Origin of the sequence: Klebsiella sp. RIT-PI-d, from assembly GCF_001187865.1 — a bacterium.
GTDB lineage: Bacteria > Pseudomonadota > Gammaproteobacteria > Enterobacterales > Enterobacteriaceae > Superficieibacter.
On record NZ_LGIT01000004.1, the window covers coordinates 290,454 to 311,778 of the forward strand.

Here is a 21,325-nt window from a genome sequence, read left to right on the forward strand (position 1 = left end):
ACGCCTGGAGAAGATATGCAGCATTATATTGGTTTTGATGTTGGCGGCACTCATATCAAATATGGTGTGATCGACGAAGAGGGTAAGGAATTAATCAATGATGAATATGACACGCCGGACGATGCCGCAACCTTTAAAGAAAAGTGGCAGGAAGCCGTAGACATCTGCCAAAAAGAACATGACATCGTCGCCATCGGGATCAGTTTCCCGGGGCATATTAATCCGCATACCGGACATGCAGCGAAAGCCGGGGCGCTGGATTATCTCGACGATCATAATCTGCTGGAGATGTTTGGTGAGCTGACCGACCTGCCGCTGGTTGTGGAAAACGATGCGAACTGTGCGGCGCTTGGCGAAATGTGGCTTGGCGCAGGTCAGCGCTACGATAATCTGGTATGCATTACCCTCGGCACCGGCATTGGCGGCGGGATTATTATCGATCGCGAGTTATATCGCGGATCGCATTTTCATGCCGGTGAATTTGGCGTGATACCGGTCGGCAATAACGGTGAATGTATGCATGAAGTGGCCTCGGCAAAAGGGCTGATGACCGCCTGCCGTCAGGCGCTGGCCCTGCCCGCTGAAGAGATGCCGCACGGGAAAGAAATTTTTGAGCTAATGGATAGCGACGTTCATCTGCGCGAAGCAGTTAACGACTGGGGCCGTTTTCTGGCGCGCGGCGTTTATAGTGTGATTTCAATGTTCGATCCGCAGGTCGTGCTGATTGGCGGTGGGGTCAGCGAGCAAGAAAAGCTGTACCCGCTGCTGACGCGCCATCTTGAGAAGATGGAGCTATGGGATTCCCTGCAGGTGCCGATTCATCCCTGCGAGCTGGGAAATCAGGCAGGCAGGCTGGGTGCAGTCTGGCTGGCACAGCGTAAACATGCGCCCCGGCAGAAATAGCGGGACGCGGCGCATACGTTACAGGGCAGCGCGGTAGATCGCCATAATCTGCTGATGTGTGGCCTGGATCGGATTGGTCAGGCCACAAGCGTCTTTCAGGGCGTTGGTGGCCAGAACCGGAATATCGTCTTCTTTCACCCCAAGCTCGCGCAAACCTGCCGGTATATGAACCTGTTGTCCCAGACGGCTGATAGCCTCAACGCAGGCCGCCGCGCTATCATCGTCTGTCATACCGGCCACGTTAATGCCCATCGCAGTAGCACAATCGCGCAGACGTCCCGCCGCCACCTGACTGTTAAATATCTGCACATACGGCAGCAATACAGCATTACAAACACCGTGCGGCAGGTTATAGAAGCCGCCCAACTGATGCGCCATTGCATGAACATAGCCCAGAGACGCGTTGTTAAATGCCATGCCTGCGAGAAATTGCGCATAGGCCATGGCTTCACGCGCCTGAAAATTATTGCCATCGGCCACCACGACCGGCAGATTTTCAGCAATCATGGTGATGGCTTTTAACGCGCAGGCATCGGTGATCGGCGTGGCGGCAGTCGAGACGTAGGCTTCAATAGCATGGGTTAATGCATCCATACCGGTGGCTGCCGTTAACGACGCAGGCATTCCTGTCATTAACGTTGAATCATTCACCGACATTTTTGGCGTAACGTGTTTATCCACGATAGCCATTTTAATATGGCGTTCGACGTCGGTAATGATACAAAAACGGGTCATTTCAGAGGCGGTTTCCCCCGTGGTGTTAATCGCGATCATCGGCAACTGCGGTTTTGCTGAACGGTCGAGGCCTTCATAATCGCGGATATCTCCGCCGTTAGCCGCCACCAGCGCAATGCCTTTTGCACAGTCATGCGGTGATCCACCGCCAAGTGAAATCACGCTATCGCAGTTATTTTTTTGTAAAATGGCCAGCCCCGCCGCCACGTTTTCAGTGGTTGGATTCGGCTGTGTACCGTCATAAATAACGCTGAAAATATCATGTTCCTGCAATACCTGCTGAATTTTTCCAGCCATCCCTAATTTTGTCAGCATACTGTCGGTGACAATTAACGTGCGGCGGTAACCGAATTCCGCCATGGCATTTATTGCTTCTTTTAATAAATTAGCACCAATCATATTTACTGGAGGAATAAAAAAGGTTGAAGCAGCCATTATATTGTCCTTAATGAGCCAGAAAAGGGCTACAGCATACGGATTAATAGTCGACAGAAAAACGATCGTTGTTGCTCTTTCTTATTCATTCAAATAAAAAAGCACAATAGGTTCATATTCTATTGTGCTTTATATTAGTCGCTATAACGTTCGGATTAATTCATTTATTATTTGAATGAATCATCTATTCCATGGGCGGAAATAATAATGCGTCGCGTAGCAGATGATCGTTACCGCGGCGACGGGTAAAACCAATTCGGTCAAAATGTTCAAGGATCTGAATAGCGAGTTTTCTGCCAACGCCTAACTGGTCGCGAAAATCCGCCGCACAGGTCGAGCCGCGCAGCTGATCCAGTTCGCGCACCATGCTGGCGAAAGTGACAATGCGATCGTTACGGTAATAACGATCTTTAACGATCGCCGTAATCATCCCCTGCTGCGCGGCCTGGCGCAGTACGCCACGCATAAGCTGTTCGTCGGTGTTCGTTTCCCGGGCCAGATCGCGCACCCACCACGGTTCATCACCGAACAGGTCCGCGACACACTGCCAGATGGCCTGCTGCGCGTCACTAAAGCCCGCTTTATGCTCCGGCAAATGCAGCCAGCCATGATGGCTCCGGATCGCCCCACTGCTCCGCATCTGTTCGATGAGCGTGAGGACCAGTGATTCGTCTTCCATTGGCAGCGCAATACGTCGCAGACGCTCGCGACCGGGACCCGGCTCGTCAGGATGCTGCTGATGATAAATCGTCAGGGTATCCAGCAGCTTACGCTGCCAGCGTGCAGCCAGCGGCGCGTCCAGCAGGCAATCGCCCGCCTGAATATACTCCGGACGGTTAATCAATGTCTCCAGCCCTTCACGCGTTAATTGCCGCGCCCAGCCGACATCGGTAAGTCGAACGGCGGCGCGCTGCAAATGGACGGACAGAGCTTCAGCGTCGTTTTCACATGCTGCCAGCGCCGCCAGCCATTGCAGATACTCCGGCTTGCGCTTGCCGCGCCGGGGCGGGTTCAACGTCACAACTCTTGCGCCTGCCAGCGTTTCGCGGGCCGAAATATCCCGTAGCACCAGCCGGTCGTTGTCCGCCAGCCAGAGCGGCGTGTCGAGGACCAGTTCAGCCAGATTATTGTCCAGCAGCGAAACGCGGCCGGTAATATGGCTGGCCGCATGGTGAATATGCAGCGGCTGCCACTGACTTAACACCGCCTGGCGTTGTAGCTCGACGATCACCCGGTTTGCCGGCGCGGGCGGTTCGGCTGAGAGCAGCCAGTCGCCACGCGTAATGTCTTCTTTTTGTACATCACCCGCAATGTTGAGCGCAATTCGCTGACCGCCGTGCGCCTGCTCTACCGGCTGGTTCTGGGCATGAAGACCGCGTACGCGCATCGGTTTTTGACTGCCGGTCAAGCAGAGGGTGTCGCCAGTCCGTATATCACCACACAGTGCCGTTCCGGTTACCACCAGTCCGGCACCCTTAACGGTAAACGCCCGATCGATCGCCAGCCGGAATCGCTGATGTTCTGGATGTGGCCGCTCGTGTAATTGCAAAAGATGCTCGCGAAGTGCCGCGATGCCGCGTCCCTGCGTTGCCGCAGTAATAAAGAGCGTTGCGGCAGAAAAACCGTATTCAGTAACGGTGTCGATGGCTTCCTGACGAACGGCCTCAATGCGCGCATCATCAACGCGATCGGCTTTGGTCAGCGCCACCGTCAGCGTCGGGTTGCCGGTGAGTTGCAGGATCGCCAGATGTTCACGCGTCTGCGCCATCACGCCATCATCACAGGCTATTACCAGCAGCGCATGATCGATGCCGCCGACGCCCGCCAGCATATTGGCGAGAAATTTTTCGTGTCCGGGCACATCAATAAAACCGGGTACGCGCCCGTCCGGCTGCGGCCAGTAGGCATACCCCAGGTCGATGGTCATGCCGCGCTTTTTCTCTTCCGGCAGGCGGTCAGCATTAATACCGGTGAGCGCCTCAAGCAGCGTCGTTTTGCCGTGGTCAACATGCCCGGCGGTGGCAATAATCATTGCAGTATCATCTCCAGAAAACGGGATTCATCTTCAAGGCAGCGCAGGTCGAGCCACAGACGGCCATCATAAATACGACCAATAATCGGTACCGGCAGCGAGCGCCAGCGGGTGGCCAGCGCATCCAGTCGTCCTCCGCGCCCGTCACAAGGCGTAAAGGTTAGCGCAGCGCTGGGCAAACGCTCTACGGGTAGAGAGCCGCTGCCGATTTGCGACGCGCAGGGCATAACCTGAACGTCGAACTCATCGCCGTAGCGCGCGATCAGGCGCGCCAGCAGACCGGTTCCCTGCTGATGAATGGCATCGGCTTTACGGTTAAGCAGACGCAACGTGGGCAGCTTTTCAGCCAGCGCTTCGGGATGTAAATACAGACGCAGTGTCGCTTCCAGCGCGGCGAGCGTCATTTTGTCGGCACGTAGCGCCCGTTTAAGCGGATGGCTCTGCAACCGGGCGATGAGGTCCTGTTTACCGACAATAATCCCGGCCTGCGGGCCACCGAGCAGTTTGTCGCCGGAGAAACTCACCAGGCTGACGCCAGCGGCAATTAGCGCCTGCGGCATCGGTTCTTTTGGCAGACCGTACTGGCTAAGGTCGACCAGCGATCCGCTGCCCAAATCGGCGACTACCGGGATGTCCCGCGCCTGCCCAATTATCGCCAGTTCGGCTTCATCCACCGCTTTAGTGAAACCTTCGATGCTGTAATTACTGGTATGGACTTTCATCAGCAGGCCGGTATTGTCGCCTATGGCCTGAGCATAATCTTTTGCATGGGTACGGTTCGTCGTGCCCACTTCATGCAGAATACAGCCGGCCTGACGCATCACATCAGGAATGCGAAATGCCCCGCCGATTTCCACCAGCTCGCCACGCGATACCACCACCTCTTTGCCGCTGGCGGTCGCGGCCAGCATCAGCAGCACCGCCGCCGCATTATTGTTCACGATACAGGCATCTTCCGCGCCGGTGATTTGGCACAGCAGATCGGCAATTGCCCGATCCCGGTGACCGCGCCCGGCGCCGTCCAGATCGTACTCCAGCGTCACCGGTGAGCGCATGGCCTGCGCGACGGCGGTCACCGCCTCTTCAGCCTGCAGCGCGCGCCCCAGATTAGTATGCAGCACCGTACCGGTCAGATTAATAACCGGGCGTAATGCGCGTTGATCGCTGTGCTCAAGCTGGCGGGTTGCCGCCTGTAACCAGTCGTCGCACCATGCCGGCAGTGTTTGCTGTTCGCGAATACAGGTGCGCGCCATCTGCTGAAGCTGATGCAGCGTCTCGACCACGCGACGGTGGCCCCACGTCGTCAGTAAGGATGAAAAAGCGGGATCGCGCAGCAGGCGATCGGTAGCAGGAAGCTGGCTATAGAGCGAGTGTGTCATGGGCGTGCCTGGTTGTGGGTGGCCCCTCCCCAGTGCGGAGAGGGCTAACGCTATACAAAGGATTGTACCGTGACTTTGCTCAGGCGGACATAATATGCATCAAGCCTTTGGTGGTTCAGTGCGGGCAAAGCTCTCACGCTGGAACAGCGTTTCCACCAGTTTCACCAGCTGCGGTCGATCCACGCACCAACCGGGCGCAACCCGGCGGAAATTAAGGTAGTCAATCGCACAGGCAGTGGCGATAGTCGCGAGATTCACCTCATTGATTTTTAACGTCCCGTCAGCGAGATACGCTTCCAGCGCATCCAGCCCGCGGCTGATTTTCTCCCGCTGGCGGACAAGCTCCTCGGGCGACTGCTGTGCCACCGGACGCGTTTGCTCGCGTACCGACACCAGCGCGGCATCCATAATCCCGTCCGCCAGCGCTTCTATCTGACGCACATGCAGTGCGGCTTTTGGATCGGCGGGAAGAAGCGCAGGTGTGAGATCCAGTGACTCAAGATAGCTGGCGATAATAGGTGAGTCATACCAGCATTCGCCCTCGTCCGTCACCAGCGCGGGTACTTTACCTAACGGATTATACTGCGCTACACCATTGGTCTGGTTATAGGGCAACTCATTGATAAATTCGAATGTAATGCCTTTTTCCAACATTATCACTGAAATCTTGCGTACAAACGGGCTGGTATAGCTGCCGATGAGTTTCATTGCCTGCTCCTTTTCGCCAACAAAAAAATAAGTATGGCGCACAATACGCCGTTCCTCCCAGCGGATCGGATAAAGCGTCATAGAAGTGACATAGTTATCCGCGAAAATGGCGCGAAACGGGGAAGCAGTAAGAAAGTTACAGAACAAAATTTAATCACAACAGTAATTTGCGGTTGATCACACTCAGAAAAATCCTGACAAAAATATCTTGTGATCTAACTCACAAATAAATAACAAACAGCTCGATAGAAAACGTGATTAACATCACATTAACGTGGCCATGGCGGTCAGTTTTAGCCCAGTGTTCTTTTCTTACAACCCTGTTTTGTGATCTTAATCACTATAAACCGCGCCTTACCCCCTGCATTAAGGTGATCTGAGTCACAAAAAAGGGCGCTATCTGGACAGCTGCGCGTTTAAGTGCCAGATTTCGCATCATCAACAATGCACGGCTACCTCTGCCGCCATACTCAACAAAAAATACGGGCTTTCAGCCTCGCGATAGCACACACAGAAGGGGTGTTTTATGTCATCCGATATCAAGATCAAAGTGCAAAGCTTTGGTCGTTTCCTCAGCAACATGGTGATGCCAAATATCGGCGCGTTTATCGCGTGGGGTATCATCACGGCGTTATTTATTCCAACAGGGTGGTTGCCTAACGAAACGCTGGCGAAACTGGTGGGTCCGATGATCACCTATCTGCTGCCGCTGCTCATCGGTTATACCGGTGGTCGTCTGGTGGGCGGTGACCGTGGCGGTGTCGTAGGTGCGATCACTACCATGGGTGTTATCGTTGGCGCGGATATGCCTATGTTCCTCGGCGCGATGATTGCAGGTCCGCTGGGCGGCTGGGCGATCAAGCGTTTCGACGTGTGGGTAGACGGTAAGATCAAGTCCGGTTTTGAAATGCTGGTGAATAACTTCTCCGCTGGCATTATCGGTATGATTCTGGCGGTTCTGGCCTTCCTCGGCATCGGCCCTGCGGTTGAAGTTCTGTCCAAAGTTCTGGCGGCAGGCGTTAACTTCATGGTCGTACACGACATGCTGCCGCTGGCGTCTATCTTTGTTGAACCGGCGAAAATCCTGTTCCTCAATAACGCCATCAACCACGGTATTTTCTCGCCGCTGGGTATTCAGCAGTCGCATGACCTCGGCAAGTCTATCTTCTTCCTGATTGAAGCCAACCCGGGTCCGGGTATGGGCGTCCTGATGGCGTACATGTTCTTCGGTCGCGGCAGCGCTAAACAGTCTGCGGGCGGCGCGGCGATCATCCACTTCCTTGGTGGTATCCACGAAATCTACTTCCCGTATGTGCTGATGAACCCGCGTCTGCTGCTTGCCGTTATTCTTGGCGGTATGACCGGCGTGTTCACGCTGACCATGCTGGGCGGTGGCCTGGTTTCTCCGGCATCTCCGGGTTCGATTATTGCTGTACTGGCGATGACCCCGAAAGGCGCTTACTTTGCTAACATTGCTGCGATTTTGGCCGCGCTGATCGTTTCCTTTGTGGTCTCCGCTATCCTGCTGAAAACCAGCAAGGTGAAAGAAGAAGACGATATCGAAGCTGCAACCCGTCGTGTACAGGATATGAAAGCACAGTCCAAAGGCGCAACGCCGCTGGCCACTGGCGATGTGACTAACGATCTGAGCCACGTACGTAAAATCATCGTTGCCTGCGACGCCGGTATGGGTTCCAGCGCCATGGGTGCAGGCGTTCTGCGTAAAAAAGTACAGGATGCAGGTCTAAGCAATATTTCGGTGACCAATACCGCGATTAATAACCTGCCGCCGGATGTTGACCTGGTCATCACCCACCGCGATCTGACCGAGCGTGCGATGCGTCAGGTTCCGCAGGCGCAGCATATTTCGCTGACCAACTTCCTCGACAGCGGTCTGTATACCAACCTGACCGAGCGTCTGGTTGCCGCACAGCGTCACTCCGATAACGAAGTGAAAGTGCGCTCCAGTCTGCAGGACAGCTTCGATCAGCCGGATAACAACTTGTTCAAGCTGGGTTCAGAAAACATTTTCCTGGGACGCACTGCTGCCACAAAAGAAGAAGCGATTCTGTTTGCCGGTGAGCAACTGGTAAAAGGTGGCTACGTTGAACCTGAATACGTTCAGGCGATGCTGGACCGTGAAAAATTGACCCCGACCTATCTGGGCGAGTCCATTGCCGTTCCACACGGTACGGTCGAAGCGAAAGACCGCGTTCTGAAAACCGGTGTCGTATTCTGCCAGTATCCGCAAGGTGTACGCTTTGGTGAAGAAGAAGACGACATTGCTCGCCTGGTAATTGGGATCGCCGCTCGCAATAATGAGCACATTCAGGTGATTACCAGTCTGACCAACGCGCTGGATGATGAAACCGTCATCGAACGCCTGGCACAGACACAAAGCGTTGATGAAGTACTGGCGTTGCTGGCCGGAAATAAGTAATGTTCGCCCGCACCTCTGACGGGGTGCGGTCCTGACGCTCTCCCCCCCGGGAGAGGGTTAGGGTGAGGGAAGTGCCTCACCCCAGCCCTCTTGGGTAAAAACATTGATAAAAGGTACGACTATGAAAGCATTACATTTTGGCGCAGGTAACATTGGCCGCGGATTTATCGGTAAACTGCTTGCTGATGCGGGGATTACGCTGACCTTCGCAGATGTCAATCAAGTGGTTCTTGATGCCCTGAATGCCCGTCACAGCTATCAGGTTCACGTGGTGGGCGAAAATGAGCAGGTTGATACCGTTTCCAACGTTAATGCCGTTAGCAGTATTGGTGACGACGTTATTGATTTGATTGCAGGCGTTGATCTGGTCACCACCGCCGTGGGTCCGGTGGTACTTGAGCGCATCGCTCCGGCAATCGCACAAGGTCTGGTGAAGCGTAAGGCGCAGGGCATCACCACGCCGCTGAACATTATTGCCTGTGAAAATATGGTGCGTGGTACCACCCAGCTAAAAGGTCACGTTTTTGCCGCGCTGGCGGAAGAGGACAAAGCCTGGGTTGAACAGCACGTCGGTTTTGTTGATTCTGCCGTTGACCGCATCGTGCCGCCGTCTGCCTCTGCCACTCACGATCCGCTGGAAGTCACCGTTGAAACCTTTAGCGAGTGGATCGTCGATAAAACCCAGTTCAAAGGCGAACTGCCGACTATTCCCGGTATGGAACTGACCGACAATCTGATGGCATTCGTAGAGCGTAAGCTGTTTACCCTTAATACTGGCCACGCGATCACCGCGTATCTCGGTCAGCTTGCTGGCCATCAGACCATTCGTGACGCCATTCTGGATGAAAAAATTCGCACCGTCGTTCAGGGCGCAATGGAAGAGAGCGGTGCCGTACTGATTCAGCGCTACGGCTTTGATGCTGACAAACACGCTGCCTACATCCACAAAATCCTCGGACGTTTTGAGAACCCGTACCTGAAAGATGATGTAGAGCGCGTAGGCCGTCAGCCGCTGCGTAAACTGAGCGCCGGCGATCGCTTAATCAAACCGCTGCTGGGCACGCTGGAGTATGATTTGCCGCACGCAAACCTGGTGAAGGGAATTGCTGCCGCGATGCATTATCGCAGTGAGCAGGATCCGCAGGCGCAGGAACTGGTTGCGCTCATTGATGAAAAAGGCCCACAGGCCGCGTTAGCGCAGCTTTCTGGTCTGGACGCCAACAGCGATGTTGTTAGTCAGGCTGTTGCTGAATACAACGCCACCAAATGATGACCACTCTGGCGCAGGATATCCTGCGCCAACATACTAGATTGTCAGATATGCAGGCAATAATGGAAGAAACCCAGGCCTTTGAAAACCGTGTGCTTGAGCGTCTGAATGCTGGCAAAACCGTAAGAAGCTTTTTGATTGCCGCCGTGGAACTCCTTACCGAGGCAGTCAATATTCTGGTGATGCGGGTATTTCGTAAAGACGACTACGCGGTGAAATACGCGGTTGAACCGCTGCTGGACGGTAATGGTCCGCTGGGCGATCTTTCCGTGCGCCTGAAGCTTATTTATGGTCTTGGCGTGATTAGCCGGCATGAATACGAAGACGCCGAGCTGTTAATGGCCCTGCGTGAGGAGCTTAATCACGACGGTAATGAGTATATCTTTACCGACGATGAGATCCTCGGACCCTTTGGTGAGCTACACTGCGTCACTGCCCTACCCGCCGCACCGCAGTTTGACCACAGCGACACAGAGTTACTGGCAATGCAAAATCAGCGTTATCAGCAGGTTGTTCGCTCCACAATGGTACTTTCACTGACCGAGCTGATCTCCCGTATCAGCTTAAAAAAAGCCTTTCAGAAGTAACCTCGCGAACATTGGTGTATCCTTAGCACAATCATCCCGATGTAGAGTTATTTGTTATGAAAGAAGTCGAAAAAAACGAAATTAAACGCCTGAGCGACCGTCTCGATCTGATCCGCCACCAGCAAGCCGATCTGTCGCTGATTGAAGGCGCGGAAAAGTACGCCGAGCTGGAAAAAGAGAAAGAAACCCTGGAAGCGGAAATCATCCGTTTGCGCGGCGTCCATAGCCAGAAGCTGAGCGCTGAAGCCCAAAAACTGAGCAAGCTGCCGTTCCGCCGCGCCATCACCAAAAAAGAGCAGGCCGACATGGGCAAGCTGAAAAAAAGCGTCCGTGGGCTGGTGGTGGTTCACCCGATGACCGCACTGGGCCGCGAAATGGGGCTGAAAGAGGTCACCGGCTTCGCAAAGGGCGAATTTTAAGCCTCCCTCCATTTTTGCTTCACAATGCAGATGCATTGCGATCACAATGCATCTGCATTATCCTGAGAGCATAAATTAACTCTCTCAGGAGCGAATATGGTTAGCTATTCATCTCAGGATGTAGTTCTTGAAACCGATTCGGGTTTAACCATCCGCAGCCAAACCACCATTCCCGCCCCAATCCGCGATGCGCTGAAACTCAGCCCTGGCAAAGATCGCATTCATTATCAGGTTATTGCAGAAGGAAAAGTGCTGATCTCACGGCTTGAAAACGAAGATATATCCGATCCTGTCATGGATAAATTTCTTAGCTTTCTCGAGCAGGATATGACAGAAAATCCAGCCCATATCGTTCCGTTAACTCCTGTATTAATGCAAAGTGCCCGTGAATTAATTTCAGATATTGATATTGATTTAGATGCACCGCTGGAAGGAGACGATTAAGGAATGAACAAGGAATGTATAACCATTAACGGATGGCGTGTATTTATCAATCCGTGTTTTCAGGATCAAATGCTATCCCTGATTGCCGAAGTTAAAACCGCAGCAATAAAATTTCCTGATGACTGGAAAAAGAAAAAATGCGCACGTCGTCTGGCTGCTACTGTCAAAGTAATTGATACACTTATTACCGTGGATCCGGGAGATGAGCGCTTTCGTCAGGGCCATACTCTCGGAAAAAGCTACAGCCACTGGCGAAGAGCAAAATTTTTGCAGCAATACCGATTATTTTTTCGCTACAGCGACCAGCACAAAATTATTATTCTTGCCTGGATGAATGACGATAAAACACTACGCGCCCGAAATTCACACGCAGACGCTTATACCGTTTTTAATAACATGCTTAATAAGAAGCGTCCGCCGGATAACTGGGAACAGCTTCTTAAAGAAGCATTGAAATCATCTTCCAGTATATCAGCCCTTCATATTTTGTAGCCCGCACATCCCTCTCTTCTGGAGAGGGCTACGTATTGGTCCTACCAATCTCCTCTTCAACCCCTTCGCACTTCACAAATCCTTAATTACCTCTCACACATTCATTGCTTATGCATAACATTTGATTAACCTTTCAGTGTCGTGACCCTCAACCCGCATATTGGCAGGACCACTTTTACACAGAATGTGACGCAGTAATGAGCGCAGACTCACTGCGCTGCGTAAGAGTGGGCCTCAGGAGACCTGCATGAATCTTTGGCAACAGAATTACGATCCGGCTGGTAATATCTGGCTATCCAGCCTGATCGCCTCACTCCCGATTCTTTTTTTCTTTGTTGCGCTGATTAAGCTCAAGCTAAAGGGCTACATCGCCGCAACCTACACCGTCATTATTGCCCTGCTGGTGGCGCTGTTTTTCTACAAAATGCCCGTAGATCGCGCGCTGGCGTCGGTGGTATACGGCTTTTTCTATGGTTTGTGGCCTATCGCCTGGATCATTATTGCCGCCGTATTCGTGTATAAAATCTCGGTCAAAACCGGGCAGTTCGACATTATTCGCTCATCGATTCTGTCGATTACTCCCGATCAACGCCTGCAAATGCTGATTGTTGGCTTTTCGTTTGGCGCATTCCTCGAAGGTGCGGCGGGCTTTGGCGCGCCGGTGGCGATTACCGCCGCGCTGCTGGTCGGCCTCGGCTTTAATCCGCTGTATGCCGCCGGGCTGTGTCTGATTGTGAATACTGCGCCGGTCGCTTTTGGTGCGATGGGCATTCCGATTCTGGTCGCCGGTCAGGTCACCGGACTGGATAGCTTTGAGATTGGGCAGATGGTGGGTCGTCAGCTACCATTTCTGACTATTATCGTACTGTTCTGGATCATGGGGATTATGGACGGCTGGCGCGGGATCAAAGAAACCTGGCCTGCGGTAATGGTCGCAGGTGGCTCGTTTGCTATTGCCCAGTATTTAAGCTCCAACTTTATTGGTCCCGAACTGCCGGACATTATCTCGTCGCTGGTTTCATTGATTTGTCTGACGCTGTTCCTCAAACGCTGGCAGCCGGTACGTATTTTCCGCTTTGACGATACGGGCGCGGAGCAGATTGATCCCTCACGCGATCGCATACGTTACACGCCGGGGCAGATCCTGCGCGCGTGGTCACCGTTCCTGTTCCTGACCGCCACCGTCACGCTCTGGAGCATTCCTCCTTTTAAGGCGCTGTTTGCCCCTGGCGGCGCAATGTACCACTGGGTAGTGAATATCCCGGTACCGTTCCTTGATAAACTGGTTGCCCGAATGCCACCGGTGGTTCACGACGCTACCGCCTATGCGGCGGTATATAAATTTGACTGGTTCTCGGCAACCGGTACGGCAATTCTGTTTGCCGCGCTGCTGTCTGTCCTCTGGTTGAAGATGAAACCGGCAGCCGCACTGCATACCTTTGGCAGCACCTTAAAAGAACTGGCCTTACCGATCTACTCGATTGGCATGGTACTGGCATTCGCGTTTATCTCGAACTACTCTGGCCTGTCTTCAACGCTGGCCCTGGCTCTGGCCCATACCGGCAGCGCATTTACCTTCTTTTCACCGTTCCTCGGCTGGCTCGGCGTTTTCCTGACCGGTTCTGATACCTCATCAAATGCGCTGTTCGCCGCGCTACAGGCCACTGCTGCACAGCAAATCGGCGTATCTGATGTTCTGCTGGTCGCGGCCAACACTACCGGCGGTGTGACCGGTAAGATGATTTCGCCGCAGTCCATCGCCATTGCCTGTGCCGCGGTAGGGCTGGTGGGCAGAGAGTCAGATCTCTTCCGTTTTACCGTCAAACATAGCCTGATTTTCACCTGTATGGTGGGCGTTATCACGACGCTTCAGGCGTACGTTTTAACCTGGATGATACCGTGATTATTATGCCGAAAAGACTGGCTGATAACGTAGCTGAACGCCTGCGGGCCATGATTGATGAACAGCAGCTGGAGGCGGGTACGCGTTTACCCTCCGAACGTCAACTCGCCGTGCAGCTTGGGGTGTCGCGTAATTCTCTGCGCGAGGCAATTGCCTGCCTTAACAGTGAAGGCTTGCTGTTAAGCCGTCGCGGTGGCGGGACCTTTGTTCGCTGGCAGCATGAACGCTGGACCGATCAGAATATCGTCCAGCCACTGAAAATGCTGCTGGCCGACGACCCGGACTATAGCTTTGATATTCTTGAAGCGCGTCATGCCATCGAGGCTAGCACCGCGTGGCACGCGGCGTTACGCGCTACGACTGCGGATAAAGAGAAAATTAAATTCTGCTTTGATGCGACGCTCAGTGACGATCCGGATTTGGCGTCGCAGGCCGATGTGCGTTTTCATCTCGCCATTGCCGAAGCGTCGCATAACATCGTACTGCTACAAACTATGCGCGGTTTTTTTGACCTGTTGCAGTCATCCGTTAAGCAAAGTCGCCAGCGGATGTACCAGGTCCCGCCGGTTTTTGTCCGCCTGACTGAGCAGCATCTGGGCGTAATGGAGGCGATCCTCGCGGGTGATGCCGACGGCGCACGTAAAGCCATGATGGCGCATCTCGGTTTCGTTCACACCACGATTAAACAATTCGATGAAGATCAGGCCCGGCAGGCGCGAATTACCCGCCTGCCCGGCGATCAGAATGATATTTCAGGGGAGAGTAAAGCATGATTATTTCTGCCGCCAGCGACTACCGGGCCGCCGCCCGGCGTATCCTGCCGCCGTTTTTATTTCATTACATCGACGGAGGGGCCTACGCCGAATATACCCTGCGCCGCAATGTAGAAGATTTGTCGCAGATAGCCCTGCGCCAGCGCGTGCTGAAGAACATGTCTGATTTAAGCCTTGAGACAACGCTATTTAACGAAAAACTCGCTATGCCGGTTGCACTGGCCCCGGTGGGTTTGTGCGGCATGTACGCCCGACGTGGAGAGGTGCAGGCCGCCGCCGCCGCCGATGCGAAAGGTATTCCGTTCACGCTTTCCACCGTTTCGGTCTGCCCTATTGAAGAAGTTGCGCCAACGATGACGCGCCCGATGTGGTTTCAGCTTTACGTCCTGCGCGATCGGGGATTTATGCGCAATGCACTTGAGCGGGCGAAGGCAGCAGGCTGTTCGACGCTGGTATTCACCGTAGATATGCCCACCCCGGGCGCACGTTACCGTGATGCGCACTCAGGGATGAGCGGTGCCAACGCTGCTATGCGTCGCTACTGGCAGGCCGTTACTCATCCGCAGTGGGCATGGGACGTAGGTGTTAACGGCCGTCCGCACGATCTGGGCAATATTTCTGCTTATCTGGGCAAACCGACCGGGCTTGAAGATTATATTGGCTGGCTGGCGAACAATTTCGATCCGTCTATTTCGTGGAAAGATCTGGAGTGGATACGCGAATTCTGGGACGGTCCGATGGTGATCAAAGGAATTCTCGATGCCGAAGATGCCCGTGACGCGGTACGCTTTGGCGCGGACGGGATCGTGGTGTCTAACCACGGCGGTCGCCAGCTTGATGGCGTTCTCTCTTCAGCCCGGGCGCTACCCGCCATCGCCGATGCGGTAAAGGGTGACATCGCTATTCTGGCTGATAGCGGTATTCGTAACGGTCTGGACGTAGTACGAATGATCGCCCTGGGCGCAGATACGGTGCTGCTTGGTCGGGCGTATCTTTACGCGCTGGCAACCCATGGACAGGCAGGCGTTACTAATCTGCTGAACCTGATTGAAAAAGAGATGCGCGTTGCGATGACGCTGACCGGGGCGAAGTCGATTGCGGAGATCACCGGGGCGTCACTGGTACGCGAACTGGATAAAGCGCTGCCGAACGCTCTCGCGCCGCTGACGCACAGCAATTCCCCCTCACACCAGCCCTCTTCCTGAGGGAAAGGGCGTTGAGCGTAGTACGGGATTAGCCCGCCGCTACGGACTCCGGAAAATATCTGCTATTCTGCCCCGGCTATTTAAGGGGGCAGTATGCTGAACATCGTTTTATTCGAACCAGAAATCCCGCCGAATACGGGAAACATTATCCGTCTGTGTGCCAACACCGGCTTTCGTCTGCACATTATTGAGCCTATGGGTTTTACCTGGGATGACAAGCGTTTACGTCGTGCTGGTCTGGATTACCATGAGTTCACCGCCGTTGTACGTCATCAGGATCATGCTGCATTTATCGAGGCAGAGAAGCCGCAGCGGCTGTTTGCACTCACGACGAAAGGCACGCCAGCGCACAGTGCAGTGCGTTATCAGGAGGGCGATTATCTGATGTTCGGTCCCGAGACCCGTGGTTTGCCTGCCAGCATTCTTGAGGCACTGCCTGCGGAGCAAAAAATTCGTATTCCAATGATGCCCGACAGCCGTAGCATGAATTTGTCTAATTCAGTGTCGGTCGTGGTATATGAAGCCTGGCGGCAACTTGGGTATCCGGGCGCAGTGTTAAGAACCTGAGGCACCGTATCGCAGGCCCGGTAAGCATAGCGCCACCGGGCATCATGACGCGAAAGCTAAATTCCGTCCCCGAACTCAAAACCATTGTGCGCGCTAAAATGCTGGTCCATATCCATCGCCGGTTTATCTGACTCTGGTTTACCGACGATCCGTGCCGGAACACCGGCAACCGTGGTATGTGGGGGAACAGGTTGTAAGACCACAGAACCCGCGCCAATCTTGGCGCCGCGCCCAACTTCAATATTGCCGAGGATTTTCGCCCCTGCGCCAATCATCACGCCTTCGCGAATTTTAGGATGACGGTCGCCGCTGGTTTTACCGGTCCCGCCCAGGGTCACCGATTGCAAAATTGATACATCGTTTTCAATGACCGCCGTCTCACCAACAACAATTCCGGTCGCATGATCGAGCATGATCCCGTGACCAATGGTTGCCGCCGGATGAATATCGACCTGGAAAGAAACGGAGATCTGATTTTGCAGAAAAATAGCCAGCGCCTGGCGGCCCTGATGCCATAGCCAGTGGCCGATACGGTAAGCCTGAAGCGCGTGAAATCCTTTCAGGTACAGCAGCGGCGTCGAATATTTGTCGACGGCCGGATCGCGGGTGCGCACGGCCTGAATATCGCAGGCGGCGGAGGCAATCATTTCCGGGTCCGCCGCGTAGGCTTCTTCCACGACTTCGCGGATAGCAATAGCAGGCATGATAGGGGATGCCAGCTTATTCGCCAGCATATAGCTTAATGCGCTGCCAAGATTTTCATGCTTCAGTAACGTCGCGTGATAAAAGCTGGCCAGCATTGGCTCACAGTCCGCCAGCGCTCTTGCTTCGGCTTTAATATTGTTCCAGACGATATCCAGTTCTTCACACGGCATTGCTGACTCCAGGCGGATGTAGACTATCGGCCAGTTCTGCGCTGGCCGTATCTGAAATAACAGTGTTCTCTGCGGCTAGTTGCTGCTGCGCTCGTCCTTACGCGAACGACCTAATAAGGTCAATGCTGCCTCGCGTGCGTTTTTACCGCAATACAATACCTGATAAATTTCCTCAGTGATGGGCATTTCGACCCCGAAGCGGTGCGCCAGCGCGCGGACTTCTTTGGTATTGCGGTAGCCTTCAACAACCTGGCCAATCTGGTCCTGCGCACCCTGCACGTCCATGCCCTGACCGAGCATCATGCCGAAACGACGGTTGCGTGACTGATTGTCAGTACAGGTCAGGACAAGGTCGCCCAGGCCTGCCATACCCATGAAGGTTGCGGGATCGGCTCCCAAAGCAGCCCCTAAACGCGACATTTCCGTCAGGCCGCGGGTAATTAACGCGGTACGCGCATTGGCACCAAAGCCAATACCGTCTGACATGCCGGCTCCAATAGCGATGACGTTTTTTACCGCCCCGCCCAGCTGCACGCCAATAAAGTCCGGATTGCTATAAACGCGGAAGCTTTTACCGCAGTGTAGAAGCTGCTGGAGATCGTCGGAGAATTCGCTATCGGTCGCTGCCAGTGAAATAGCCGTCGGCAATCCTGCTGCCAGCTCTTTGGCGAAGGTAGGGCCTGAAATCACCGCCAGCGGGATATTGTCACCCAGTGCTTCACGCGCCACATCCTGCAACAGCCGTCCTGTTTCTGCTTCCAGCCCTTTTGTCGCCCACACCAGACGCGCATCTGCACGCATTAGCGGTTTAATTTGACGGAGAACTTCGCCGAAGACATGGCTTGGCACAACCACCAGAATATTGCGGCTGGCCGACAGCGCGGTGGCTAAATCACTTTCAAGGCGTAACGTGTCCGGAAAAGGAACATCAGGAAGAAACGCGACGTTGCAGCGATCGTGCTCGAGCATCGCGATATGTTTTGGATCGTGGCCCCACAAAATGACCTGGTGCCCGTTTCTTGCCAGGGTAATAGCAAGAGCGGTGCCGTACGAGCCGGCACCGATCACAGTCATTGAAGCGTTACTTTCGCTCATCAGGCATCCTGATGTTCTTCAGCACCTTCACCTTCGCCAGCCTGCTGCTGCAAATAGTTCATGAACAGCGCATCGAAGTTGACCGGTGCGAGGTTAAGCTGCGGGAAGGTACCACGAGATACCAGGCTGGTGATGCATTCGCGGGCATACGGGAACAGGATGTTCGGGCAATATGCACCCAGGCAATGTGCCATCTGCGTACCATCAATACCTTCGATGGAGAAAATACCGCCCTGCTGTACTTCACACAGGAATGCAGTTTCTTCACCAAGAGAGGCCGTCACGGTCACACGCAGTACGACTTCGTAGATACCTTCAGCCAGCTGGCTGGACGCCGTATCCAGATCCAGTTTAACTTCCGGCTGCCAGTCTTTCTGAAACACGTGCGGCGCGTTAGGTGCTTCAAATGAGATATCTTTGGTGTAGATACGCTGAATCTGAAAAGCCATCTCAGTATTATTTTGTTCTGACATGTACAAAACCCTTTAGTGTTGTCCTTAAAATATATTTCATCCTTCCGGGTGCATCCCTGATGCCATCCTGAATGATGTGTGCAGACGTTAACGCAGCAGCGGTTCCAGTCCACCACGTGCGTCAAGCGCATACAAGTCGTCACAGCCACCAATGTGCTGCGCATCAATAAAAATCTGCGGAACGGTCGTGCGGCCACTGCGTTGGATCATTTCGTCGCGTTTATGCGCATCGCCATCAATAGGCAATTCTTCAAACGTCACGCCTTTGCTGTCCAGCAGCGCTTTCGCACGGTGGCAGAACGGGCAAGTTGCTTTGGTATAGATCTCAATATTGGCCATTATCGTCTCTCCGGGTTATTTACCGCGTACCAGGGGCAGGTTCTCACCGCTCCAGCCAGCCACACCTTCTTTCAGTACGAAAACCTTCGCGTAACCGGCTTTCGTCAGCGCGCTGGCTGATTCCGCCGCCTGCATACCTGTGCCATCAACAACAATAATGGGTTTATCTTTGTGTTTATCAAGCTCACCCACGTTATTTGCTTTGATTTCGGCAGCCAGCACGTTGAGAGAACCCGCAATATGCCCTTTACGGAAGTCGTCACGCTGGCGCAGATCGACGACGACAGCGTCTTCTTTATTAATAAGACGGGTTGCTTCACCGCGCGTAATGACTTTCACAGAAGAGGTGAGGCTTTTAAAGGTGGTGAACAGTACAGCCACCAGCAATGCCACCCACGCGATACACAGTATGGGGTGACGACTAACAAATTGCATAATTTCTTGCATGGGGGTAACAACTCCCGACGTAGTGATAGAAAAACCAGGGAGGGAGTATACCTGTGCAGTGTGGCAAATACAGCCAGCCATCGTGATGTTATGCATTTTCTGCGGCGCATCACGGAAAAATTTGTCGTCCGTAAGGCAATCAAACAGCAATGCAGCCGCTTTCTTTGATCTTCTGCGGCTATTTAATCGATTCAGTTGAAGTAATATTACGCAACTTTTTTTGGCTCATGAGCATGAGGTTGCCACAATGTCGATGTCTAAAAAACCAATGGTACTGGTCATTCTGGATGGCTATGGTTATCGCGAAGATAAGCAAGATAACGCTATTTTCGCTGCAAAAACGCCAGTAATGGATGCCCTGTGGGCAAAACAGCCGCATACGCTGATCGATGCTTCCGGGCTGGAAGTCGGTCTGCCGGACGGGCAGATGGGCAACTCCGAAGTGGGCCACGTGAACCTTGGCGCAGGCCGCATTGTTTATCAGGACCTGACTCGTCTGGACGTCGAAATTAAAGAACGTGCGTTCTTTGCAAACCCGGTACTGACTGGCGCAGTAGAAAAAGCGGCAGCCGCAGGTAACGCGGTACACATTATGGGGCTGCTTTCCGCAGGCGGTGTTCACAGTCATGAAGATCACATTCTGGCAATGGTTGAACTGGCCGCGGAGCGTGGTGCAGAGAAAATTTATCTGCACGCTTTCCTCGATGGTCGCGATACCCCGCCGCGCAGCGCAGAAAGTTCGCTGAAGAAATTCGAAGATAAATTTGCGGCGCTGGGTAAAGGCCGCGTGGCATCCATTATTGGTCGCTACTACGCCATGGACCGCGATAACCGCTGGGATCGCGTTGAACAGGCCTACGATCTGATGACTCAGGCCAAAGGCGATTTTCAGGCGGATACGGCCGTTGCCGGTTTACAGGCAGCCTACGCACGCGATGAGAATGACGAGTTTGTTAAAGCGACCATTATTCGCGCTGAAGGCCAGCCCGATGCCGCGATGCAAGACGGCGATGCGCTGATTTTCATGAACTTCCGCGCCGACCGCGCGCGTGAAATCACTCGCGCCTTTGTTAACGCTGATTTCGACGGTTTCACCCGTAAGAAAACCGTTTCCCTCGGTGATTTCGTGATGCTGACGGAATATGCAGCTGATATCAGCACCGCCGTTGCTTATCCGCCGTCTTCGCTGGAAAATACCTACGGCGAATGGATGGCGAAACATGATAAAACTCAGCTGCGCATTTCTGAAACTGAAAAATATGCTCATGTAACGTTTTTCTTTAACGGCGGAGTTGAAGAACCGTTCAACGGCGAAGACCGTATTCTGATCAACTCGCCGAAAGTGGCAACCTACGATCTGCAACCTGAAATGAGCTCTGGTGAACTGACCGAAAAACTGGTGGGCGCTATCGAAAGCGGCAAGTATGACACCATCATCTGTAACTACCCGAACGGCGATATGGTCGGTCATACCGGCGTGATGGAAGCCGCTGTTAAAGCGGTTGAAGCGCTGGATGACTGCGTTGCACAGGTGACCCGTGCCGTCCAGTCTGTTGGCGGTCAACTGCTGATCACCGCCGACCATGGTAACGCAGAACAGATGCGCGATCCGGCCACCGGTCAGGCGCATACCGCGCATACCAGCCTGCCGGTTCCACTGATTTATGTCGGCGACAAAAACGTAAAAGCGGTAGAGGGCGGCAAGCTTTCTGACCTCGCGCCAACCATGCTGTCGCTTATGGGGATGGAAATCCCGCAACAGATGACTGGTAAGCCGCTGTTCATCGTGGAATAATCCCTCCCC

Annotated in this window: 21 protein-coding genes; 12 read left to right on the forward strand and 9 right to left on the reverse strand. The window is 53.7% G+C overall.

The window, feature by feature from the left end; all coding sequences use genetic code 11:
• The first annotated feature begins 15 nt into the window (after positions 1–15).
• On the forward strand, positions 16–903 hold the full coding sequence (locus AC791_RS04530; RefSeq protein WP_049839290.1) for an ROK family protein: 888 nt from the start codon (positions 16–18) through the stop codon (positions 901–903).
• Positions 904–921: 18 nt separating this feature from the next.
• Here the strand turns inward: AC791_RS04530 and yiaY are convergent, their stop codons facing one another.
• The 4 genes from yiaY to AC791_RS04550 all read right to left on the reverse strand — a co-directional run bounded on the left by yiaY (position 922) and on the right by AC791_RS04550 (position 6,192).
• On the reverse strand, positions 922–2,073 hold the full coding sequence (gene yiaY, locus AC791_RS04535; RefSeq protein ID WP_049839291.1) for an L-threonine dehydrogenase: 1,152 nt from the start codon (positions 2,071–2,073) through the stop codon (positions 922–924).
• Positions 2,074–2,257: 184 nt separating this feature from the next.
• Entirely contained in the window at positions 2,258–4,105 is a 1,848-nt protein-coding gene (selB, locus tag AC791_RS04540; protein ID WP_049839292.1) for a selenocysteine-specific translation elongation factor, read from the reverse strand.
• Positions 4,102–5,484 carry an L-seryl-tRNA(Sec) selenium transferase gene (selA, locus tag AC791_RS04545; RefSeq protein WP_049839293.1) on the reverse strand — a complete coding sequence of 461 codons (1,383 nt, stop codon included), beginning with the start codon at positions 5,482–5,484 and terminating at the stop codon, positions 4,102–4,104. Before selA ends, selB begins: the two co-directional genes overlap by 4 nt.
• Positions 5,485–5,583: 99 nt before the next feature.
• Positions 5,584–6,192, reverse strand: a complete 609-nt coding sequence (locus tag AC791_RS04550) for a glutathione S-transferase (RefSeq protein ID WP_049839488.1) — start codon at positions 6,190–6,192, stop codon at positions 5,584–5,586.
• A 526-nt stretch (positions 6,193–6,718) separates the two neighbouring features.
• Between AC791_RS04550 and AC791_RS04555 the strand changes: the two genes are divergently transcribed.
• The 10 genes from AC791_RS04555 (at position 6,719) to trmL (ending at position 16,292) form a co-directional block, all read left to right on the forward strand.
• Entirely contained in the window at positions 6,719–8,632 is a 1,914-nt protein-coding gene (locus tag AC791_RS04555) for a PTS mannitol transporter subunit IICBA (RefSeq protein ID WP_049839294.1), read from the forward strand.
• Between the two features lie 121 nt (positions 8,633–8,753).
• A complete protein-coding gene (gene mtlD / locus AC791_RS04560) occupies positions 8,754–9,902 on the forward strand; it encodes a mannitol-1-phosphate 5-dehydrogenase (RefSeq protein WP_049839295.1) in 1,149 nt (382 codons plus the stop codon).
• Positions 9,902–10,489 (forward strand): mannitol operon repressor MtlR, encoded by a 588-nt coding sequence (gene mtlR, locus AC791_RS04565; RefSeq protein WP_148677765.1) that lies wholly within the window; start codon positions 9,902–9,904, stop codon positions 10,487–10,489. The genes mtlD and mtlR overlap by 1 nt, the downstream gene beginning before the upstream one ends.
• Before the next feature lie 56 nt (positions 10,490–10,545).
• On the forward strand, positions 10,546–10,908 hold the full coding sequence (locus tag AC791_RS04570; RefSeq protein ID WP_049839297.1) for a YibL family ribosome-associated protein: 363 nt from the start codon (positions 10,546–10,548) through the stop codon (positions 10,906–10,908).
• Between the two features lie 96 nt (positions 10,909–11,004).
• Positions 11,005–11,352, forward strand: coding sequence for a type II toxin-antitoxin system PrlF family antitoxin (locus AC791_RS04575; protein ID WP_049839298.1), 348 nt, complete (start codon positions 11,005–11,007; stop codon positions 11,350–11,352).
• Positions 11,353–11,355: 3 nt separating this feature from the next.
• Positions 11,356–11,844 (forward strand): type II toxin-antitoxin system YhaV family toxin, encoded by a 489-nt coding sequence (locus tag AC791_RS04580; RefSeq protein WP_049839299.1) that lies wholly within the window; start codon positions 11,356–11,358, stop codon positions 11,842–11,844.
• Between the two features lie 247 nt (positions 11,845–12,091).
• On the forward strand, positions 12,092–13,747 hold the full coding sequence (gene lldP / locus AC791_RS04585; RefSeq protein WP_049839300.1) for an L-lactate permease: 1,656 nt from the start codon (positions 12,092–12,094) through the stop codon (positions 13,745–13,747).
• Entirely contained in the window at positions 13,744–14,520 is a 777-nt protein-coding gene (gene lldR / locus AC791_RS04590) for a transcriptional regulator LldR (protein WP_049839301.1), read from the forward strand. Before lldP ends, lldR begins: the two co-directional genes overlap by 4 nt.
• A complete protein-coding gene (gene lldD / locus AC791_RS04595; RefSeq protein ID WP_049839302.1) occupies positions 14,517–15,725 on the forward strand; it encodes an FMN-dependent L-lactate dehydrogenase LldD in 1,209 nt (402 codons plus the stop codon). The genes lldR and lldD overlap by 4 nt, the downstream gene beginning before the upstream one ends.
• 93 nt (positions 15,726–15,818) lie before the next feature.
• The gene (trmL, locus tag AC791_RS04600) at positions 15,819–16,292 is read left to right on the forward strand and encodes a tRNA (uridine(34)/cytosine(34)/5-carboxymethylaminomethyluridine(34)-2'-O)-methyltransferase TrmL (RefSeq protein ID WP_049839303.1); all 474 of its coding nucleotides are present in this window, start codon (positions 15,819–15,821) and stop codon (positions 16,290–16,292) included.
• A 56-nt stretch (positions 16,293–16,348) separates the two neighbouring features.
• Here trmL and cysE read toward each other — a convergent pair whose 3' ends face one another.
• The 5 genes from cysE to AC791_RS04625 all read right to left on the reverse strand — a co-directional run bounded on the left by cysE (position 16,349) and on the right by AC791_RS04625 (position 19,521).
• Positions 16,349–17,167 (reverse strand): serine O-acetyltransferase, encoded by an 819-nt coding sequence (gene cysE, locus AC791_RS04605; RefSeq protein ID WP_049839304.1) that lies wholly within the window; start codon positions 17,165–17,167, stop codon positions 16,349–16,351.
• Between the two features lie 75 nt (positions 17,168–17,242).
• Positions 17,243–18,262, reverse strand: a complete 1,020-nt coding sequence (gene gpsA / locus AC791_RS04610) for an NAD(P)H-dependent glycerol-3-phosphate dehydrogenase (RefSeq protein WP_049839305.1) — start codon at positions 18,260–18,262, stop codon at positions 17,243–17,245.
• Positions 18,262–18,735, reverse strand: coding sequence for a protein-export chaperone SecB (secB, locus tag AC791_RS04615; RefSeq protein ID WP_049839306.1), 474 nt, complete (start codon positions 18,733–18,735; stop codon positions 18,262–18,264). Before secB ends, gpsA begins: the two co-directional genes overlap by 1 nt.
• A gap of 87 nt (positions 18,736–18,822) precedes the next feature.
• Entirely contained in the window at positions 18,823–19,074 is a 252-nt protein-coding gene (gene grxC, locus AC791_RS04620; protein ID WP_049839307.1) for a glutaredoxin 3, read from the reverse strand.
• A gap of 15 nt (positions 19,075–19,089) precedes the next feature.
• Entirely contained in the window at positions 19,090–19,521 is a 432-nt protein-coding gene (locus AC791_RS04625) for a rhodanese-like domain-containing protein (RefSeq protein WP_049839308.1), read from the reverse strand.
• Between the two features lie 247 nt (positions 19,522–19,768).
• Between AC791_RS04625 and gpmM the strand changes: the two genes are divergently transcribed.
• Complete coding sequence (gene gpmM / locus AC791_RS04630) at positions 19,769–21,316, forward strand: 2,3-bisphosphoglycerate-independent phosphoglycerate mutase (RefSeq protein WP_049839309.1); 1,548 nt, start codon at positions 19,769–19,771, stop codon at positions 21,314–21,316.
• Positions 21,317–21,325 lie beyond the last annotated feature (9 nt).